The sequence below is a fragment of the Rhizobium sp. CF080 genome, assembly GCF_000282095.2.
GTDB lineage: Bacteria > Pseudomonadota > Alphaproteobacteria > Rhizobiales > Rhizobiaceae > Neorhizobium.
In genome coordinates this window covers 1,756,040-1,776,750 of record NZ_AKKC02000004.1, presented here as the reverse complement: position 1 = coordinate 1,776,750, position 20,711 = coordinate 1,756,040, and the positions used below count along the sequence as shown (strand labels likewise).

Sequence of the window (20,711 nt, the reverse complement as noted above, 5' to 3'; positions counted from 1 at the left end):
TTGGCTGGTTCTTGCGGAGTTGACCTCCCCCAATGAGGGATCGTAATCCCAATGGAAACATCCGGTTTCGTTGACGGCATGCCATGTTAGTCGCTCACTGACGCGGCTTTCGAGGCGAGCGTTAGGCTTTGCGCAAAGATCACTCCAAGTCCGCCGTTGTCTTGATCGGGATGACCTGAAAAATAGAGTACGTCGCCGTTTACGACCTTGAACCTCTGGCCGACAAACAGATTGCCGGCAGAACCGGCATGAAAGATATATACGAACGGGTATCGGCCTTCCGAATTCGGGGAATAACCGATAGAGCGGAGTGAACTGAATTTTGGCTTTCCTATGATCGCCTCTACCGTGGTTTCGTCTTCAAGTCGGAAGAGGAAGAAAGCTTTGGCGGTCGAAAGCTTGTCGCTGCTGCCACTTGCAAGAGCAATTGCCTCCAAAAGACTGACGTCTCTTGCTGGCAGCTGGTAGCGGTCAGCTCGTGCGGCGCCCATGGCAATAAAGCTCCCCTGCCGGAACGACACGAAGATTTTGTCATTAGGGATCAGGTGCAAGTTCTGCGAAGGCGTCTCGATGATGGATTGAAGGCTCATGGCCACGACCGTTTTTCCCCTCACCAACGTTATCGTCGATTGAAACGGCGCATGTTGGCTTCCCCCGGCTCTTGCAAGCGTCTGGGTAAGGCGTTCCGGGATCATTGGCAGCTGCAGTACGCCAGAATGCGCGACGTCGCCTGCGACGGTAATAGGGCGTGATCGGACTTGCCTGATTCCCAGAACGACGTCCGGGTCGACCGCTTTGTTGACCAGAGCACGACGCACCGCTTGACGTGCCTCTTCCGGAGTGGAGTTTGCGACCACAACCGCCCCGGCATAAGGGACGTCGATGGTGCCTTTGTCGGATACCTCGACGTCAAAAGAGATCGATTTCTTCCTACCGCTGGAAAACAGTCCGTGGGAAGACGCTTCGAAGATTTCAACGCTTAACTCGTCTCCAGTACCTAAACGCGGCACGAGCAGCGCTGCGTCGCGGATTCCGGCCCAGTGGACAGTTTGATTGTGCCTTTCGACAATCTCGGTAATCCGCAGGTCCACTTCAACGGCTTCGAAGATCGTAGGGGATGGTCGTTTCAGCTCGGATGCCCGCCGGCCGGCATCCTTCACGAGGGCGGCTTCCTTGAGAGCTGAGGAGGAAAATACCTCGCAGCCACAAAGCCCCAAGGGAACCGACAGCATTAGCTGTCGGCAAGAAAAAATCGCCGCCGTGAAGAAAGGTGCGAAGCGCTTGCGATTGCAAGACGCTGGTGCACCGCCATTTGCCGACGGTAGCCTTGTTGAGCCGCAGCTCCTGGAGCGGGGGGAATCAAGAATAGCGAGGTTACGCGGCAGGCAAATCATTGGTTGCAAGATATCGCGGGCTGGTCAGCGCAAAAACACTTGTAGCTCAACGAAGGACAGGATTTGACGGCCAATGTCCCGCTCGAACAGGAGCACTGAATCCAATAGTCTTTAGAGCCGTGCAGCGGTCCTCTAAATAGAGAATACCCCGTGCCTGCGTCAGAGGCTCTAGAGCCGACCTGGAACAGCGGAGTGGTCTCGGTTGCGCCGCCGTCAGCGAATGTTGCCGTCGGCAGGACAGGAGCGAGCATCCCTGTGATCAGGAGAATCAGCCGGCTCCTGAACAGATGCTTTACGCCTCGGCGCGGAGGAAGGCCTCTTAGCGAATTGGATGTGTGCAGTCCGCTATGCATTCGACTGGCTCCATAGTTGGGTCGCTAATTTAAGTAGCGGGTCCAATGTTAAGCAGCGTAAAGGCTAGGTAAAATTGGGTAAAAGAGCCGAGGCTTTCGAAAGGGTGCCCACCGGCCATGCGCGAGCCGATACCGCCGCCGCGGATGTGGCCTCACACAGCAGCAAGAGGGGAAAAATCAGTTTGGAAGGAGTTGCCTGGGAAGGACGCTCAGAGTTCCGCTTGTCCAGCTATACCAGTTATCACCTGGCTGAGGCAGCTTGCCGGTTGGCATCATCGACAATGGCCCGTTGCACCGACCCTCCGAATCGAGACTGCATGGGTAGCGAGCGATGCGTTCCCGCCGGTCGATGCCGCCGACATAAAGGACGAAGGCAAGCGCTGCGATCATCAGAGGGATTGAAGCCCATTTCATTCTCATCGTTGACACTCTTTGGTCCGCCCTGACGTCAGCTCAGGGGAGGGGTAGCAACTAGCGATTCGATCAAAAGAATAGGCGAACGAATGTTAAGTGCTGCAAAGGTCGGGTAAAGTTGGGTAAAATTTGGATCTTGATGTTCTTCATCGAACGAAGGTCGTGCAGTTCCATCGGGTTGGAAAGGGGCGCCTCCTGTCTGTCAGCTACCATTCAAGCTCCCCAGACGACGGCTTGTTCGTGGCGTTTGATCAGGTGCCTTAAGTCTTCAAAGGATGACTGGATATGGCCGGCAAACCGCTCAACGGAAGGCACACGCGACGCGTCAGAACGTTTCAAAAGCCCAAGCGCCCGCTCAGGGTGGGGAATCGTGATCGGCAGTGCCGTGACTGACTTATCATTGCGGAGCGCAAAGACCACGCTGTGGGGCATGATCGGCAACGCGTCTGCCGCTTCATATAGTTGATGACACTCATCAACGAGCCTCCCGAATAGCGGATCTTGATTTTCGAGGCGAAAGAGAGCTGCATCCTGCGCAGGTCGGCAAGCAGCGGACTGCCGGGGGGTGGCGCGATCCAGGGAAAATCGAGGAGGTGAGGGGGCTGCGGTCGCCGCTTTAACAACAGCGGATGAGTGACCCGGCAGGGACGACATTGCGTCCCGGGAGGATTTGCTTGAACTTGAGTCCTGAACCCTCGTCGAGTATATTGATCGGGCAAATGGCTAGGCTCAGGAGCCATTAAATAGCTTGCAGCGTCGCGGTGGCTTTGATTCATTCGGATCGAAAGGAGCCCTGCGATGAGTGATTTGCTGTTGTTGTCGGAGGCGCAGATGCGTCGGATCGAGCCGTACTTCCCGCTGTCCCACGGTATTCCGCGCGTTGACGATCGACTGATTTTGAGCGGCATTATTTTCGTTTTACCCAACGGGCTACGGTGGCGCGACGCGCCCAAGGAATATGGCCCGCACAAGACGATCTACAACCGCTTCATCCGCTGGAGCAGGCTCGGCGTGTTCAACCGGATTTTGGCCGAACTGACCGCTAGACGCGGCAGGCCCGAGCAGTTGATGATCGACGCGACCCACTTGAAAGCCCACCGCACCGCAGCCAGTCTGCTAAAAAAGGGGATGTTCCCCGACGTATCGGACGCACCAAAGGTGGATTGAACTCCAAGCTGCATGCCGTCTGCGATGGTCATGGTCGACCGCTCATCCTGCTTCTGAGCGAAGGGCAGATGAGCGACTACAAAGGGGCAGCGAAAATGCTCGCCGCCTTTCCCAAGGCCAAGACCCTATTGGCCGACAAGGGCTATGACGCCGACTGGTTTCGAGACGCCTTGGCCGCACGCAAGATCACGGCCTGCATTCCATCTCGGGCAAACCGCAAGAGCGTCATCCCACATGATCCGACGCTCTACAAAAAGCGCCACAAGATCGAAAACATGTTCGGCAGGCTCAAGGACTGGAGGCGGATTCACCCCAGATACGACCGCTGCGCACACACCTATTTCTCAAGCATATGCATCGCTGCAGCCGTCATCTTCTGGATGTGATTTAACGAGTCCTGAGCCTAGGTCGATCTGATCGGCATGAAGCGCCGCACGCAGATCAGGGAAGTAGCCGCAACTCCGGTCGACCCGCGCATCTGGGTTCAAGTTCTGGAACTCGGCGATTATGCCTGCGATCAGTGCATCCATGAAAAACGGCGTGCCACCGACGCGTACCACCCCGCTTTTACCGACACGAAAACTTTCGATGACATCCGATGCCTTGCCGGATGCCGACAACATGATCTGCCCGTGATCGGCAAGCGCCCGCTGTGCCGGAAAACTCCCGACGGTACAAGCTTCGGTCTCAGCGCACGCCGGCAGGTTGCTGAACCATCTTCGGTTCGAATAAGGGGCTCCCGCTACTAGCCATGGAGGGAAAGACAGGTCGATCTCGCCACAACCGCCCGTTCGACATCCTGTCATAGCCAATCTTGAAAACAGCCCTCATGTAGTCGTTGTTGAAAGGGTCGCTCATAGTATAGGGCACTGCAACGTCGATAGCGGCCATATGGAATCCGATCCCAACTCGGCGGCAATATTCGTAGACGGCATACAGTGACTGGCGGGTCTGGGACTTCACGAGGATCGAGTATGCGCGCGTGCTGACCGAAAGGGTCGAGTTCGCGGTGACAGAAAACTCAGGAGTCAAAGTATTGTTGATCAATAGATACATGTCGGATCCGCGAACTCCCGCAGGAACTGGTAGGCTGACGTCTGACAAGATAGCTTCCGGCACGGTCATAATCTGAGCGGACGGGCCTCCGTCGGAATGCATCTCGACGATGGGCCGCCCGTCAACCACTGCTTTGATCCGCACCGCGGGAAAGGCCCCCGGGATACTTGCTGACGCGATCAGGACATTCCGGAATAGGCTGAGCGCGTCCGGTTGAGAGCTGTTCGCAATGGCGCCCATGTTCCAAAGGACAGCACGCTGAGTATCGAGGTTCGTCGTCAGGACAAACAAATTGCGTCCCTTCCGGTACTCCGCGGAAATTTCATCAAGGAGAGGTTGGTCTACATACATCTCCACCATCTGCCTCAACGGCTTTTGATAATAGAGGCTTTCACCCAACAGGCCCCTTACGATAAATTTTCGGTCGATCAGCTCTGCCGCCACGCCGCTCGTGTAGAGATGCTCCAAGACTGAGTCATATTTCGGCCCTAAGAACGCAAAAGGCGCAATCAAGGCTCCAGTGCTGACGCCGCTGACGAGATCAAAGGTCGGTCGATCGCCGCGCTCTGACCAAGCCTTGAGAACGCCGACTGAAAACGCACCTCCCGCTCCACCGCCAGAGATCGCAAGATATTTCAGGGGTACGTCAGGCCGCGTCCTTTGGAACTTCTTCTTAACAAAGACGCTGAGTTCGCCGTCCAAGGGAGCGCGGACGTTTTCAAATCCCGCGATTTGCGCCTTATTCGCGTCTGCCTCCGAATACGGTTCCCGGGCCGTGGTGCACCCAATCAACATCAGGCACACCAGCCCGACGAAGCTTAAGTGTGGTCGGTTCTTTTCCCTGAGGTGACCGAGTTTACCTAAAGACATAGCCACTGTCCGCATTGTCTTCTCCGCGTGGACCTAACCTGCCGATCAATGGGAAACCTGGGCGTCTGACGACGGCTGCACAGCCACATTCCGACGGAACGGCTTCATCAGGATCTGCAACAGATCGTCGATGAACGTGAACACGACTGGTATCACCACAAGGCTGAGAAAGGTTGAGGTAATCAGTCCCCCGAGAACCACGATCGCCATCGGCTGACGGAAACTTGAGTCGCCCCCGCTCAGGCTCAGAGCAACCGGCATCATGCCTGCGCCCATGGCTATGGTCGTCATGATAATGGGCCGAGCCCGTTTGTGGCACGCATCAATGAGCGCTTCGAAACGCTCCATCCCCTGCCGACGGGCCATGATGGCATACTCAACAAGTAGGATGGAGTTTTTTGTCACGATCCCCATCAGCATCAACAAACCAATGACAGCTGGCATCGAGAAGGTGGTATCGGTCAACAGCAGTGGTACCAGCGCTCCTCCAAGAGCTAGCGGGAGAGCCATGAGAATGGTGACGGGCTGGAGAAAGTCATGGAACAGGAGGACCAACACGGCGTATATGCAAAACACCCCGATTGCCATGGCGATACCGAAGCTTTCGAACATCTCCGACATGCGCTGGAGCTCTCCTTGTTCAACGACATGGACACCGCTCGGCAGGCTTTTCATCGCAGGTAGCGCTCGCGCTTCCTGATTGACATCGCCCAAAGCACGTCCGTTCAGCTCGATCGATAGGGTGACGTTGCGTTCGCGATCGAGGCGGTCGATTTCAGATGAGCTTCCACCTATGCGTATGTCCGCTATCGATCCGAGTGCAACGCTGCCATTTGTACCACTTACACGCAGCTGCGAGATCGATTCAATGGCGGTTCTCATCTCGGGCTTCAACCTCACCCGGATAGCGATTTGCCGTTGTGGCAGATTTAGCTTCGACAATGACGAGGAGTAGTCCCCATTCGTCGCCACACGAACAACGTCAGCAATAGCTTCCGACGTGATTCCAAGTGCAGCCGCCCGTGCAAAATCTGGAACGATTTGTATTTCTGGTGCCTGCAATGAGGCGCTGGAGGTGATGGCTCCGATGCCGCTTAGGATGCGTAAGTCTTTCTCAACCGATGTTGCCGCTTGATCGAGCGCGTCTGCATCGTCGCTCGCAAGGGTAATTTCCAGCGTCGTGCCCCTTCCTCCAGATCCGACTTCGACCCTTGCGCCCGGCAAGACAGCAAGGGCGCGTCGGATATCGCCTTCAATCGCACTCTGAGCGCGATCGCGATCATCTAAAGGCGTAAGGTTGACCACAAGGGTCGCTGAAGCGGTGTCCGAAGAGGTGGACGCGTCAAGGCCACCACCGCTGGAAGCAGTCCCGACGGCGACGAAAACTGCCACCACGTCCGGGACAGTCTTGACGATCTCCGCAGCGCGACGCGCCAAAACATCAGTTGTTTGGATTTGGCTGCCGGGCTGTAGGGTCAAGGTGACTTTGGTTTGCGAGTCATCTGATGCTGGGAAGAACCCTGTTTCCAGAAACGGAATCACAGATAGTGAAATGGCCATGAATATGACGATGCCGACGACGGTTAGCTTTCGGAACCGAAGGCATCCACGAACAGCTTTCAAATAGGTACGCATGAGCCACCCGTCGGGCTTCTCTTCGCCGTGAGGTTTCATAATGTAGGCAGCCATCATCGGCGTGAGGAAGCGGGCCACCAGGAGCGATGCCAGAACAGCAACAGCCGCTGTGACACCGAATTGGCGAAACACCAGGCCGGGGATGCCGCTCATAAAAGCTGTGGGCAGAAATACGGCGACTAGGGTGAACGTGGTTGCGATAACGGCCAATCCGATCTCGTCGGCCGCCTCAAGCGCCGCATCCATGGCGGATTTGCCCATTCGCAGGTGGCGGGCAATATTTTCTACTTCGACGATCGCGTCGTCGACCAAAATACCAACCACCAAGGACAACGCGAGGAGGGAGACCGTATTGAGGCTGAACTCCGCAAAATACATTGCAAGAAAAGTGGGGATTACCGAAAGCGGAAGTGCAACAGCCGAGAGAATTGTCGCCCGCCAGTCCCGCAAGAAGAGCCAAACGACGACGACTGCAAGAAACGCGCCCTCGTACAGCATGTCCATCGACGCTTCGTAATTATTCACGACGGGCGTCACCGTTGTATACGCTTGCACTACATCGACTTCAGGGTGGTTTGCCGCGAACGCTTTCATCGCCTCTTGGATGCCTTCCGCTACGGCCGTGTCTGAAAACCCGTTTGAGCGTTTTACCTCAACGGCAATCACTGGCTGCCCGTCCAAATAAGCGAGCGACGACCGATCCGAGAAACTGTCTGTTACGGTTGCTATCTCATCCAGTCGGATTCGTTTGCCGTTTGACAGCGGTATAGGAAGCGCCGACAGCGCTTCGATCGAAGATACCGCGCCTATCGTCCTGATCGTCTGTCGCGTTCCGCCGATCTCGCCTCGCCCCCCCGACGTATTTACCTGGACAGCCTTGAGCTGGGTGGAGACAGTGGATGCAGTCAGGCCAAGAGATGTCATGATCACGGGATTGAGATCTACATGGACTTCGCGGTCGATGCCGCCTAGTCGGCTGACGTCACCGACACCCGCAACCTTCAGAAGTGCCTTTTTCATGTCGTTGTCGACGAACCAGGACAGCTCGGTTTCATTGAGCTTTGTAGAGCGGACAGCGTAGGTGAGGAGCGGAGAGGATTGAACACTTACCTTTGAAACGGTCGGTGAGTTCATTTCCGGCGGCAGATCGCCGGTGACACTGTCGACAGCATTGCGAACCTCGTTAAGCGCTTGTTCCGAGTCTTTCTCGAGCTCAAACGAGACGTTGATTTGTACCGATCCATCGGTAATGGTGGTGGTGATGTGATCGAGCCGACTGAGTGTGGCCAGCTCATCTTCAATCTTTCGCGCGACTTCGGTTTCCAGCTGCGATGGCGCTGCTCCTTCCAATGTGGCCGAGATCTTGATCGTCGGTAAGTCCATGTCAGGAAAGTTTTGGACGGCAAGCCTTTCAAAGGCGAGTAGACCGCAAACTGTCAAAAGGACGAAAAGCAGGATTGATGGAACGGGATTGCGAATGGACCAGGCGGAAATGTTCATTGATTTGCCTTTTCAACCTTCACCAGCGCACCATCAGAAAGAAAGGCTCCACCGGCCTCAACGACGTCGAGGTCCGCCTCGACACCTGAAAGCACCTCGACCTCGCCATCCAGCCGGCGTCCGACGTCGACGCGGATGCGCGCCACCCGATTGTCTGCATTGAGCGTAAAGACGTAATTCATCCCGTCCCTGAACACGAGTGCAGTCTCAGGCACCGTTAGAGCGGCGCTCCGTCCCAGCTCGATTGAACCAGTGGCATAGAGACCGACCCGCGGCCCGGCGATATTCGGAAGCTCGACGTAGACGATGGCCCGGCTGGAATCCGTGCTGATCGTCGGTCCGATGAGACGCACGGTACCCTTGATGATCTGGCCCCTGGGTCCATTGATGACTGCGGACATCCCCGTTTCGAGTTCCGGCAAATACTGGGCCGAAACTTCCGCTTGCCATTCGATCCGCTGCTGCCTGATCAACCGGAACAATTCAGATCCGGAAGAGACGACGGTACCAAGGGTTGCCGAACGAGAGGAAATGATGCCGTCATCAACGGCCCTGATTGTGGTCTGCTCCAGCTTGATTTTTTGGCTTTGGAGACCGGCTTCCTCAGAGGCCACCGAGGCCTCGGTGGTCTCCTCCGTAATGAGATACTCGTTCACCTGTTGGTCAGACAGCGCGCCTGACCCCTTTACTTGGCGAGCCCGATCGGCATTCGCCTTTGCCTGCGCCAGATTGGCTTTTGCGGTTGCAACCGCTGCTTCCTGCTTCCTGAGGTCTGCAAGTACGCTTTGGTTCGATAGCCGCACTAGCTCCTGATCTTTCTTCACCACTGAGCCAACGTCGACGAGCACGTCGGTGATGCGAAGCCCGCCGGTTTCGGCCGCGATGATGGCCTCATGCCAGGCTGCAAGCCAGCCGCTTGCCGGAATCGTTTGAGCCCAGTCCCGTTTTTGCGGTTTGACGACTGTGACTGTAAGGACAGCGGCCTCAGGCATTGTCGACGCATCCTGGGCAAAGGCGACAGTAGTCACGCCCAGTGGCCAGACGGACAAGGCAAAGCCCAGTGCAAATCTCAAGTAATTTAACTTCACGGAACATTTCCCTTTGTGGTGGCAGCCACCTTCTGCGTGATTGTCTTCGCAGCCGCGTTCCCCCATCCACCGCCTAAAGCCTTGTAAAGTGCGATCCAGTAACGCACGGCATCGCGCCGGACCTCGATCAGGCTGATCTCGGCGGATTGTGCCGAACGGCGCGCCTCTTCCCTGTCGAGGAGACTGGCTCCGCCGGCCCGCCAGTTCTCGTCAATTGCCGCGAAGTACGCTCGGTAATTCTTTGCGGCGACTGATGTGTCACCGATCCTGCGGCGCGTCGCATCGATCCGAATGAGCGCAGTCTCGACTTCGCTTACCGCGCCAAGGATGCCGCTCCGATAAGACTGGAATGCGATCTGGTAGCCGGCGACGGCAGTGTCGAAGGCGGCGCGGCGCTGGCCTTGGTCGAAGACGGGAATGGAGAGAGACGGTCCAAATGACCAAGGTATTGACGTTCCGGTAAGGCTGGACTGATTGATGGTGATTGAACCACCCAGTGAAAGGCTCGGATAAAAATCTGCCTGGGCGACACCTACCTCCGCGGCAGTAGCAGCCAGCTCTCGCTCAAGCGAAACGACATCTGGCCGTTGCCGCACCATGTCGGCAGGAAGCGTCCTGACAGCAAACGTGGACGGAGAAGGGATACTCGAGTTCCCTTGCTTCAGGACGATCCGGAGCTGTGGTTCGTCGCCGCCGGTAAGTTCGGCCAGTGTTTTAATCAGAACCTCGCATTCAGACGTCTGAGACGTCAGCGTCGAAGACGAACTCGCCGCACTTGCCTGAGCCAAAGCGAGATCCGCTGATGAGGTAAGGCCTGACGCCGCTGCCGTCTGTGTCGCTCTTATCGTCTGGCGTTGAGAAGCTAGTTCTTCGCTGTAACTTCTTTCGATCTGCCTGCAGGCACGATACTGCACATAGTAATCCGCGACTTCAGCCGCCAACGAGACCCGGGCATCATGCCAATTCGCGGCTTCCTCCGCGACCCGATGAGCGGCGGCGTCGGCCTGTCGACGTAACTTTCCAAAAAGATCGATCTCCCAAGACGCGTCCATACCTCCGCTGCCGGTGGTCGAGGCGGCAATCTCGTTGGTTTTGTCGCCTTCAGTACCAGAGCGCGTCGCGGAAGCCGTCCCCGTCAACGAAGGAAAAAAACCTGCTCTGGCGCTCGCAAGCGTAGCCCGTGCCTTTTGTATATTGGCCCAGGCTGTCGCCAGATCAGGGCTGCTAGTTTCAGCTGCCAGCTGCAACGTTGTCAGTGCAGGATCATGAAATGTCCCCCACCACGCAACAAGATCGCTGGTTTTGCCATCATGAGGAAGCGTCGCGTGCCAGTACTGGGCGATCGGAACGGGAGCATTCTGTTGGAAGGCGAGGCTCACGCAACCGGTAAGCGGGGCGATGGCGACGATAATGGCAAGCTTTATTGGCCGCCGAATAGGATATTGACCCATGCATGCTCTCTGATGACAGTTGGCCCTTTCAACTAACAGTGCCTGTGTTAAGTGCGGTCAAGAGAGTGTAAAGTTAGGTAAATGTAGGTTTCCGGTGCGCGTGAGAAGTGTATGCCTGCTTCAAGCGCGAATGGAGGATCAGGCGATGACAAAGGTGCTGATCATTGACGACGACCTTGAATTAACGGCACTGCTAAAGGAATATTTTTCGGACGAAGGTTTCGAGGTCCTGACCACGGATGATGGCAGACGCGCTATCTCCGAGGCGTCCGATGGCACCGTAGACATCATCCTGCTGGATATCATGATGCCTAGGATGAACGGAATCGAAGTCTTGCAGCGGATAAGGCGCGTGAGTAGCGTGCCGATTTTGATGGTCACGGCGCGCGGCGATGATGTGGATAGGATTTCGGGTCTCAACCTGGGGGCCGACGATTACGTTGCAAAGCCCTGTTCGCCCGGTGAGCTGGCGGCGCGGATCAGGGCGATTCTTCGTCGCACGAACCGCTTGGAGGGGAACGAGGCGGGCGACGACCTACTGAAAGTTGGCGATCTCGTCTTGAAGCCCTCACTGAGAAGCGCTGAATGGCATGCTCGTCCGCTTGAGCTGACAGGGACAGAGTTTAATCTGCTTGAAGTTCTTGCCCGCAACGCCGGTCAACTCGTGTCGAAACAGGAAATTTCCAAAAAAGCCTTCGGACGTCCCTTGACGCCATTTGACCGCCGGATCGACGTGCATATCAGCAGTGTCAGGCAGAAACTGGGTTTGCGTGAAGATGGACAATCCTGGATCCAATCGGTTCGCGGACAGGGATACCAACTGGTGCAGGACCCTTGATGCGCCGTCTCTTCTGGAAGTTTTTCTTGGTTGTATGGTTGGCCTTGACCTCCACGTTGGTGGCAGTCATGAGCCTTAACGTGTTGTTTGACTTCCTTCCACCGAAGAAGGATCGTTATGAGGTTGTTGCCCAGTCGAGCTTGGATTTGGCTGCTCAAACCCTGTCAACCATGGGGATCGATCTCGCGACACAGTACACTGAGGCGATTAGAAAGGGGGAAAATCCGGTAGCTCTCACGATCACTCGACTCCCAGAATCGGATATCTGCGTTAGAGAAGCTGCGGAGCGCTATATGCGCACCGCGGCGTACCGCGGAGCCTGCTATCGCGTCTCGGCTTCCCCATTCCAGGGAAGCGTACTCAGCGACTATTTTGTGCAGGGTTTGCCGTGGTTTGCGGCGGTCGTCAGCAGTTTAGGCTCTGCCTACTGGCTGGTGCGGCAATTGCTGCGCCCGGTTGAAGAGCTTCGGCACGGACTGAGCTCATTGGCGAGCGGTGTATTTTCATACCGGATTGATCGTCGCTCCATCCGCCGGGAGGATGAGATCAGCGCGCTGGCAGATGACTTTAACGTCACGGCGAACCGCCTGCAAGAGCTGCAAGATAGCCAAAAACGGTTGTTTCACGATGTTTCCCATGAGTTGCGTTCACCGCTGTCACGCTTGCAGGCAGCTACCGGCGTCCTCAGGAAGAATCCAGCCCGCCTAGATGCGATGCTCTCGAGAATGGACACGGAGATAGAACGCTTGGATCTTCTCGTTGAGGAGATCCTCACTTTGGCAAGGCTGAGCACGTCTGACCGGCCGCTCGAACGACAGACAATCGATATCCTCGACCTGGCAAACGACATTGTCGATGACGCTTCCTTTGAGGCGCAAGCGCGGGGAGTTGCGGTCAGGCTGGAAGGCGTGGAAACCTTCATCGCGCGGGTCGATGGAGAACTCATCTATCGAGCTATTGAGAACGTCGTCCGCAACGCGATTAAATACACCATTGACGGTTCCACGGTAACCTTAAAGGCGATGACTATCAACTCCGCGTTGCACCTATGTGTCTCGGACCGTGGTCCAGGTGTTTCGCAAACTGAGCTGAATTTAATCTTCGAACCATTCTTACGCTTAGCCGAACAAACGTCTGTACCAGGACACGGCCTAGGTCTAGCCATCACCAAAAGGGCAATCGAGCTCCATGGCGGCAGCGTCAGAGCGGCCATCAATGCCCACGGTGGCCTGGATATAACGCTTGTGTTTCGACCGATCTGACGGCTTGAGAGGTCCCTCATTCCGCAAGACGGTTTTTGCCCGGTAGATGCCGAACCAATCGCTGAAATTGTCGCATCGGATCTCGATTCCGCTCGAGTTGAAGCCGTGCCGGCTTGATAAGTAGACTGCGGCTGGGATCTCGACCGCAACGTCTCTCGGCACGTCGGCCGTGCTGCCAGTCGGACTGCCGCGGCTGCCGATTGGTCTCGGGGGCTGAGCGTCGAAGCAGAGGCGATAGGCTCAGACGGCACGCAGAAGGCCGCGATGGTCTGGGCTCGTGGGGCGGATTCGTTTACCACGAAGGCCCGTATCTCTCCCTTAGGCGATGCCTATTCCTTAGCGGAATCGTTCGGTAGCGATTTTAAGAATGCTGGTCAAAGGTGCGAGCCCTTTTGAAGGCATTGGTTCTTTACCGACGCGGCAAAAGCTCTGGTCTGGCCTGGGTGGGCAAAGCCGCTATTCTGCATGCGAAGGCTTTGGTCGCCCGCCGGGTATACCGGGGGCCATTGCGGGCAAGCTCGGCCTTCCGCCCGGGTGGACAGACCGGTCACCAAAAGCAGAAGCTCAACGGTGAAACTGAGTCTAGCCGCGGGGCGAAGCGCAGCACTGAAGTATGCACCCGCCGAATTCGTCACGCAGGTTTACCTATCTTTACACTCTCTTGACGGCACTTAACGTTGGATCCGTTAATCTCGCGTTAACCAAGCTGCACCTGAAGTGGGTATAGCGTGATTGGATGCAAAACCGCTCCTGGCTAGGCGTTTAGGCGCCCTGGTTGGCTGCCCGTAGGACCCTGCACGATGAGTATGTCTACGCGCCAGTATGGTAATGTCAGATGAGAGATGGGTGATCTGAATTTTAGCGGCCCATCTATAGGCGGGTCGGGCGGACTGCCAAGTATCAGTAGCTCTGCCAGTCTGACTTCCGGCGGGAACTGCGACACACAGATGCGACTTACAAAGGGTAGGGTTTCCCGGGGCGAGTTCCGGAGACAGCAATACTCCCAGGGAGATCAACGGATCTGTATGCCAGCATGGGGGATGGATGTGTTGTCCACGCAAAGGTCGAACGAAATCGCAGCTCTGTCCGAGGGCAGTGATACCGGCGTCAAGCGCTCATCCACTTGAGGTCCCACACCCAGATATATCTGCATCCAGCAAGAGACAGGTGGAACATGGCACTTTCTAAACCGCGCGTCAGGTGCGCGAAAGTCGCCGTAGCGACATTGACAATGGCTACAATGACGGTTGCCTTACTCCCTCTCGTGGTCCGAGACTTGACTATTTTGCGATTTCTGGGGGTGCTGGCGGGCGCCAACTTCTTAGCCATCCAGCTGGCAATGTTGTGGTTGTTACGCAAGGGAGACCCGATTCGGGCCGGCAGCCTCCCATATCGCCCGAACAGCCGTACTCCAATCACGTGCAAAGCACTGCCGTTGGACGCGGAATGTTCGTGTCTCACTGTGTCCTGCAATTGCCACAGGCGGCAAGTGGTGGAGGCAAGCGCATGGGCGCATTGGATTAGATCGACGTGAGGTTAACCGCGTACGAAGCACCAGCAGCAATTGATGTGTACGTTAACATCAATCAAATTCAATCCTGCCTTGAAGCTGCATATAAGCCGCAGCGCAGGAAATTAGAAGGTGATGATGGACCGGGTCCAGGATGGTTTGGTTGTTGAGATCCCCACAAGCGGAACTTCCCTGTCGGGGCGCTTTTATCTCCACGATTTTGGAGATCCCGGTACACGTTAACGAGCAGCTGTATTTATGACCGGCCGACAAAACTTGTCGGCCCTCCGGAGGCGCCCACCTTCCACAACGAACGCGGCCGGAACATGCGGCATAATCACCTGCTGAAACACATGAAGTTGGTCGAAACTACTGGGAGTCACCATGGTGCCAGGCGCCGTAGAAACCCTTTTGCCGGAGCATGTCCTAACGCTCTCCTCGGAACAAGCTACCTTGAGCAAGGAATATGTCATAACCTTCGCGTAGGAATGTGTCCCCGCGCAAACAATCCCTCAGGTACGCGGACGGACTGAAACGGGCGGGCAACTTGGAAACGTCAGGGGATTTATCCGCGGTCATTTGTATATGAAGCCGACCGTTCCGTGGTACTGCGAGGTCGGCTCGGAGGTCCTGCCATTGCCGTAGAGCTTGTTAATCCGGTTGAGAAATCCCTGAGACGCATCATCAGTTGGGCTGAGATTGTCATCGGGACGATTCAATTCTTTTGCCGCGACAGAGCGAACCAAATACGGTGTGGCGATGATCACTAACTCAGTTTCGCTTCTCTCGAAGCTCGTCTGACGAAACAAAGCCCCAATACCCGGGATCTTGTTTAAGACCGGCGTGCCGTTGGAACTCCTGTTGAAGTTGTCTCGAATGAGGCCCGCCAGGGCTATCGAGCCGCCGGATGGCAGTTCGACCGTCGTGCTTGTGGAACGCTTCCCATAAGTCGGCGAAGAACCGGAGACTGAGGTGACGGGTTCTGAAACTTCGGTCGAGATTTGCAAACTGATCCGGCCAGAGGTGAGGACGACAGGCTTAAATGAGAGACTGATGCCGTAGGTGTACGGGGTCTGGGTCGTATTGCCGTCACTGTCGGTGTTTGAATACAGAACCTCCCCACCCGCCTGAAACGATGCCGATTGCCCCGAGACGGCTGTCAAGGTCGGCTCGGCCAACGTGCGAACGACTTTGGCTTGTTCGAGCGCATTGAGTGTCGTCGAGAGGCTGTACTTGCCGAAGGATCCGCTAAATAGGGCTGACAGGCCGCCCCCGGACGTGGCCGTGGTGGCATCTGTGGATGCCGTTCCCAGCTGCGCGATTGTTGAACCACCGGCGCTTTTCAGTTCATTATCAAAACCCAGTTGTTTCAGAATCTCTCGCTTTACCTCCGCGATCGTCAACTTAAGCGTGACTTGATCATCGGCTGCGATGCGAAGAAGATTGATAATCCGAGAGGTCTGCCGATCTTCAGCAACCAGTGCGACGGATCCTTGGCTGCCCCCGCTAGTCGCGCTTTGGGTGCTTGTAGTCGCCTCCCCGCCTTTGACAAAAGCGGACGCTAGATCGGCGGCCTGTGCGGAGTCCTGCGCCGATTTAACCGTGCCGCTCAGAATGATGTTGTCGGAAATAATTTCGACCTCAATCTCGGCATCCGGAATAAGCCGACGCAAATTGTCTTCCAGACCGGTAATGTCTCTTTCGACTGCGATATCGATATTGATGATCGGCCGTTTGCTGGCATCGAGGATGAAGATGTTAGTTTGCCCAACCTTTTTTCCGAAGAGAAAGATCGTGCGCGTTGCTCTTACAATCGCATCAGAGACGCTTGGGTCTGAAACGACGATGTCATGAGCATCCTGAGGTAGTTCGACTATAAGGGTCTTATTGAGACCGATACTTACATGCCGGGTAACATTGGCACCGGTCTTTTCTATGCTTATGACACTCTCGGCGCGGCAACAGGTGGCCAACGAAACAAAGAACGTAAGCAGGAGGAATCCATGAAGACGCATCGTCCGTTTGGCATGGCCCGGGAACTCCTGCAGAGCAGTCTTGCGGGTCAGATGAGCCTTAATGTCCAATGCCACATCCTTCACTTTGCAAGCTTTCGCGCTCATTGAGCAACAGCTCACAACCAAGCGCGGCAATGGCAAGGGCAATATGCTGCGCGTCCCAACCGGCGGACCGTGCCTTCCCGAAAAGTCTCACTATCGAGGGCTCGAGCGCAAACTTGCATTCGATTTGGTAGGATCTATCCCTTTGCAACGAAGAAGACGGTGTATTGATTTCAGCCACTTGAATGTGCCCTTCCTTGTGATCGGCAGGCCTCGAATCTTTCGAGGATCTCCTGCCAGTAACTCACCTGATCGTGGCGCCATCGCGCTCCGAAGGTTTCAGTTTGTGACGAATTGTTTCTGAACTAGCTGTAGAATTCTGTGCGGCGCGGTGCAGAAAACTAGAGCATCGCACTTGAATTGAGAATCGAACGGGGTTTTCTTGCGGGTATTGGTGTGATTCACTACCGTTGGAGGTGAATCACATGGGTAAATCTCATTCTGTTGATCTTCGTCAGCGTGTTGTTTCCATGGTCGCTGGCGGCCAATCACGGCGAGCCGCTGCCCGTCATTTCGCTATCAGCGACAGCAATGCGATCAAACTGCTGCAACGCCAAGAGCGGACTGGCATGATAACTCCCGCATGGCGATAGCCTGGGTGCTGCTCGTGATCATCGCCGTCTTCACGGCGATCTCCTTCTACGCTTCGCGTTTCTGGGTCCATTACGAGAGCTGACAGAGATGAGCACGACCACCGATATCAACATCGCCGCCGCGGTCCGCCGCATCACGCGTGTCATCCTGCTTGTTGCCGCAGCCCTGCTGATGAGCTATCCGCTGCTCTGGTTGATATCGAGCTCGTTCAAGCCGGAAAGCGTCATCTTCAGCGATGCGGGCCTCGACTTCAACCACTTCACCTTGCGGAATTATGTCGAAGCCTGGAACGAGCTCGGCGTACCTTTCGGTGCCTTCATGCTGAATTCAGCGGTTATCTGCCTCCTTGCAATTGTCTGAAACCTCTTTCCTGCTCTCTCGCTGCGTATGCCTTCGGCCAGCCAATTCATCAGCCTGATAAACGAGGGCTGCGGGAGCGGGTAAATCGGGAGCTTTCCTTATCCCGCCCACCATTTTTGCGTCGCTGCGCCTCTGCAACAGGCGAGCGTCGAGGCGACGCGAGCCAGAGTGGCCAAAACACATAGGCGATCAGAAGCGCGCGATGCTTTGCAACTCGGCTCAAACGGTGAAGCGTTCCTCAAATCTCTTAAGCCTTCTTCCGCATCAGAAACATCAGGAACGGTGCCCCGATCAGTGCCGAAACCAAACCGGCCGGAATCTGGTATGGCGATACAATCGTGCGCCCGAGGAAGTCGGCAGCCACCATGAGGCTCCCGCCGATGAGAGCTGCGCCGACCATTTGCGGCAATGCGCGCGTCAGACCTGCCTCCCGCGCCAGATGGGGTCCCATGAGGCCCACAAATGACAAGGGACCAATCGTGAGCGTCGCGGCAGCGGTCATCAATCCCGCGAGTCCAAAGAGAGCAAATCTTGATTTTGCCAGCGGTATGCCGACAGCCGCTGAAGGCGACGGCCCAAGGGGGAGTATGTCGAGCCAGCGGCGAGCGGCGAAAGCGACAACCATGAGTACAGCACCCACTCCTACCTCGGTCGCGGCTGTCGGGCCGTCGACGAGATAGGTGGACCCGCTCATCCAGCGCATCAATAGAACCGCCCTCGGATCTCCCGTCGAACTCAACACGCCGACAACGGCATCAACCATCGCGCTTAAGGCGATGCCGGCGAGCAATATGCGCTCGGGGGCAAACCCGGATCGTCGGGAGCTCAGGAAGATGACGGCAAGGACACTGGTCGCACCGGCTACAGCGAATGCAAATTGTCCCATGAAACCCGGAGCAACGGCAAAGAGGCCGATCGCGACGCCAAATGTTGATCCCGCGCTGATCCCGAGAACCTCGGGGCTCGCCATCTCGTTTCCGGTCAACCGCTGAAGGATCGAACCTGCGACGGCAAGCATCGCACCGGAGGCCAGAGCGGCGAAAATCTTCGGAGCGCGAATGGCAAAGATATCGGACGAGAAATCGCCGGAAACGAGCGCCAGGTTTCCATCGATGCCACGTCCGACGAAAATGCCAATGCCCAAGAGCGCGAGAAGCCCCGCGGCCGCGAGGACAATCGACCTCGTTCCGCTCCACTGACGTGATCTGTTCCACACAGGTGATTCTTGTATCCTGTGGCGGATCTTAAGCCGAGGCAGCAGTGCCAGTAGAAGCGGTGAACCGAAGATCGCCGTTACGGCACCTGTCGGCAAGAAGTCGCCGAGCCCACCTGCAACCAGCTGGAGCACGGAATCGGCAAAGAACAGCAGACTGGCGCCAATCAAGGGAGACCAGAGGACCAGTTGTCCGGGACGCCGAACTCCTGACAGTCGCGCGACTGTTGGCGCAACCAATCCAATGAAGCTGATGACCCCGACAGCGCTTGTGACGAATGCGGCAAGCGCAACGGCACAGGCGATTACGATGAAGCGCAGACGAGCCAGCCTGACACCAAGCGCTGCAGAACTGCTGTCGCCCAGATCGAGCAGTGAGAGTGGTCTGATCATCAGGGCACAGACGACAGCGACGGCAGCCATCTTCCAAAGTAGCGATAAGGGAATGACCCAGCTCTGCTGAGCCAGCGAACCAGCCCCCCAGATGAACAGGCTCGTCAGATAGCGCTGGTTGAGATAGGTCAGGATCGCCGCAAGACCGCCGCACCATAAACTGAGCACCAGCCCTGACAGCACCAGCGAATAGGGCGAAAACCCACGGCGCGCACCTAGGCTGACGACAATTCCCGCGGCGATCGCACTTCCGACCAACGCGACGAGATCGCGGCTGGCCCCGAGCAGCCCCGGAAGAAACAGTGACGCTACGACCAGTGCAAGGTTTGCTCCGGCCGACACGCCGAGGGTTGTCGGATCCGCAAGTGGGTTGCGCAATACTTGTTGGAACAGGGCGCCAGCCAACGCAAGCGCTGCTCCGGCAAGGAGCGCCGTCGCAAGGCGGGGAAGCGTTGAATAATAAAGCACCAATCGCGTGACATCGTAGTTCGGCTGAACCGAACCCGACAACGAAGGGGCGACAAGCAGCCAGGATGCGGCACTTCCGGCGAGCAGCAGGAAGAGAACCACGAGAGCCGGCCCCATGATATCGCGGCGAAATATGGTCATGCCTTCCGCTCCAGAAGATCGGTCAGGAGGCCGGCGAAACGGATGGCCTCGTTTACCATGCCGAACATCAGGGCGGGCGGAAGGACCGAAAGGTGACCGGGACGCGCAAACGAAAGCCTGTTCCAAAGCGGGCTGTCCGCGAGTTTCGGAAGAACGTCCGGGGGAACGGGATCAAAGGCGACCAGATGAGCGTCCGGAGCTGTGATCTTGGACAGATCCTCGATACCGATGGTTTCGAAGCCCCAGTAATTCGATTCCCTCGTCCATGCGTTCCGGACACCGATCCGCTCAAGCACGTTGTGAAACAGGCCGGGGCTCGAATAAATGCGGGCGTGGCGAGCATCCATGAAGTTCACCAGCGCAACCGCCGGCACGTTTTTTCCCGCTAGGCGTTCGCGGCATTTCTCAAGGAAAACGTCGGATCGCAGGAGGAATTCCTCTGCCTCTTTCTGCCGCCCTACTTCCACAGCCAACTTGCGGGTCGCCGCGATCGCCGCCGGAAGAATAGGTCCGCCGTCTGGAGTGAATATCTCCAGACGGACAACTTTCGCATAAGACTGCAGCTTGGGTGACAGTTCGTCCAGGTAGGGTGTCGTCAAAATGATGTCGGGTTTCAACTGGACAAGGATCTCGAAGTTCACCTCGAACGAACTGCCTATGTCGACGACCGAGTCCGGCATCGCCGGCTCGACCACCCATTTGCCCCAATCGGCGAGATCGGAAATCCCGACAGGCGGTAGGCCAAGCGACAGAAGAGTGGACGCAAGGCCATAGTCCAGGCTGACGATCCTTTGACCGGCCGCCCCGGCGAACAGCGGCGTTGGAACAACCGCGGTCGCTGCGGCATACTGCAAAAAGGCTCGCCGGGAGACAAGCATTGAACGTTC

The 20,711-nt window shown here is 56.6% G+C and carries 13 protein-coding genes and 2 pseudogenes; 5 read left to right on the top strand and 10 right to left on the bottom strand.

Annotation, left to right across the window (positions count from 1 at the left end):
- Window positions 1-86: 86 nt before the first annotated feature.
- Together PMI07_RS15100 and PMI07_RS35660 are read right to left on the bottom strand one after the other, a co-directional pair.
- Window positions 87-1,160 carry a polysaccharide biosynthesis/export family protein gene (locus PMI07_RS15100; protein ID WP_024163834.1) on the bottom strand — a complete coding sequence of 358 codons (1,074 nt, stop codon included), beginning with the start codon at window positions 1,158-1,160 and terminating at the stop codon, window positions 87-89.
- A 1,214-nt stretch (window positions 1,161-2,374) separates the two neighbouring features.
- Window positions 2,375-2,888 (bottom strand): annotated as a pseudogene (locus tag PMI07_RS35660) (LysR substrate-binding domain-containing protein); the annotation flags it as partial.
- 71 nt (window positions 2,889-2,959) lie between these two features.
- Here PMI07_RS35660 and PMI07_RS34105 point away from each other — a divergent pair.
- Window positions 2,960-3,714, top strand: a protein-coding gene (locus tag PMI07_RS34105) for an IS5 family transposase (protein ID WP_155956465.1) whose coding sequence is annotated in 2 segments (ribosomal slippage) — window positions 2,960-3,293 and window positions 3,293-3,714 — 756 coding nt in all. Because the reading frame shifts where the segments join, the coding sequence is not laid out codon by codon here.
- 18 nt (window positions 3,715-3,732) lie between these two features.
- Here PMI07_RS34105 and PMI07_RS34900 read toward each other — a convergent pair.
- From PMI07_RS34900 to PMI07_RS15065, 5 genes and pseudogenes are all read right to left on the bottom strand, one after another.
- Window positions 3,733-3,978 (bottom strand): annotated as a pseudogene (locus PMI07_RS34900) (LysR family transcriptional regulator); the annotation flags it as partial.
- Window positions 3,979-4,015: 37 nt separating this feature from the next.
- Complete coding sequence (locus PMI07_RS15080; protein ID WP_007773879.1) at window positions 4,016-5,269, bottom strand: patatin-like phospholipase family protein; 1,254 nt, start codon at window positions 5,267-5,269, stop codon at window positions 4,016-4,018.
- A gap of 30 nt (window positions 5,270-5,299) precedes the next feature.
- The gene (locus tag PMI07_RS15075) at window positions 5,300-8,389 is read right to left on the bottom strand and encodes an efflux RND transporter permease subunit (RefSeq protein WP_007773882.1); all 3,090 of its coding nucleotides are present in this window, start codon (window positions 8,387-8,389) and stop codon (window positions 5,300-5,302) included.
- On the bottom strand, window positions 8,386-9,381 hold the full coding sequence (locus PMI07_RS15070; protein ID WP_037086967.1) for an efflux RND transporter periplasmic adaptor subunit: 996 nt from the start codon (window positions 9,379-9,381) through the stop codon (window positions 8,386-8,388). Before PMI07_RS15070 ends, PMI07_RS15075 begins: the two co-directional genes overlap by 4 nt.
- Before the next feature lie 92 nt (window positions 9,382-9,473).
- Window positions 9,474-10,928 (bottom strand): efflux transporter outer membrane subunit, encoded by a 1,455-nt coding sequence (locus tag PMI07_RS15065; protein WP_007773885.1) that lies wholly within the window; start codon window positions 10,926-10,928, stop codon window positions 9,474-9,476.
- 145 nt (window positions 10,929-11,073) lie between these two features.
- Between PMI07_RS15065 and PMI07_RS15060 the strand changes: the two genes are divergently transcribed.
- From PMI07_RS15060 to PMI07_RS35655, 3 genes are all read left to right on the top strand, one after another.
- The gene (locus tag PMI07_RS15060; protein WP_007773886.1) at window positions 11,074-11,766 is read left to right on the top strand and encodes a response regulator; all 693 of its coding nucleotides are present in this window, start codon (window positions 11,074-11,076) and stop codon (window positions 11,764-11,766) included.
- Window positions 11,766-13,028: an ATP-binding protein gene (locus PMI07_RS15055; protein WP_007773887.1), complete on the top strand. Its 1,263-nt coding sequence runs from the start codon at window positions 11,766-11,768 to the stop codon at window positions 13,026-13,028. Before PMI07_RS15060 ends, PMI07_RS15055 begins: the two co-directional genes overlap by 1 nt.
- 264 nt (window positions 13,029-13,292) lie before the next feature.
- Window positions 13,293-13,424 carry a hypothetical protein gene (locus PMI07_RS35655; RefSeq protein ID WP_348626238.1) on the top strand — a complete coding sequence of 44 codons (132 nt, stop codon included), beginning with the start codon at window positions 13,293-13,295 and terminating at the stop codon, window positions 13,422-13,424.
- 1,689 nt (window positions 13,425-15,113) lie between these two features.
- Here PMI07_RS35655 and PMI07_RS15050 read toward each other — a convergent pair.
- A complete protein-coding gene (locus PMI07_RS15050; protein ID WP_245277163.1) occupies window positions 15,114-16,553 on the bottom strand; it encodes a type II and III secretion system protein family protein in 1,440 nt (479 codons plus the stop codon).
- A gap of 783 nt (window positions 16,554-17,336) precedes the next feature.
- Between PMI07_RS15050 and PMI07_RS15045 the strand changes: the two genes are divergently transcribed.
- On the top strand, window positions 17,337-17,609 hold the full coding sequence (locus PMI07_RS15045) for a hypothetical protein (RefSeq protein WP_007759519.1): 273 nt from the start codon (window positions 17,337-17,339) through the stop codon (window positions 17,607-17,609).
- A gap of 247 nt (window positions 17,610-17,856) precedes the next feature.
- Here PMI07_RS15045 and fhuB read toward each other — a convergent pair whose 3' ends face one another.
- Window positions 17,857-19,824 carry a Fe(3+)-hydroxamate ABC transporter permease FhuB gene (gene fhuB / locus PMI07_RS15040; protein ID WP_007759520.1) on the bottom strand — a complete coding sequence of 656 codons (1,968 nt, stop codon included), beginning with the start codon at window positions 19,822-19,824 and terminating at the stop codon, window positions 17,857-17,859.
- The gene (locus tag PMI07_RS15035; protein WP_007759521.1) at window positions 19,821-20,702 is read right to left on the bottom strand and encodes an iron-siderophore ABC transporter substrate-binding protein; all 882 of its coding nucleotides are present in this window, start codon (window positions 20,700-20,702) and stop codon (window positions 19,821-19,823) included. The genes fhuB and PMI07_RS15035 overlap by 4 nt, the downstream gene beginning before the upstream one ends.
- Window positions 20,703-20,711: the final 9 nt, after the last annotated feature.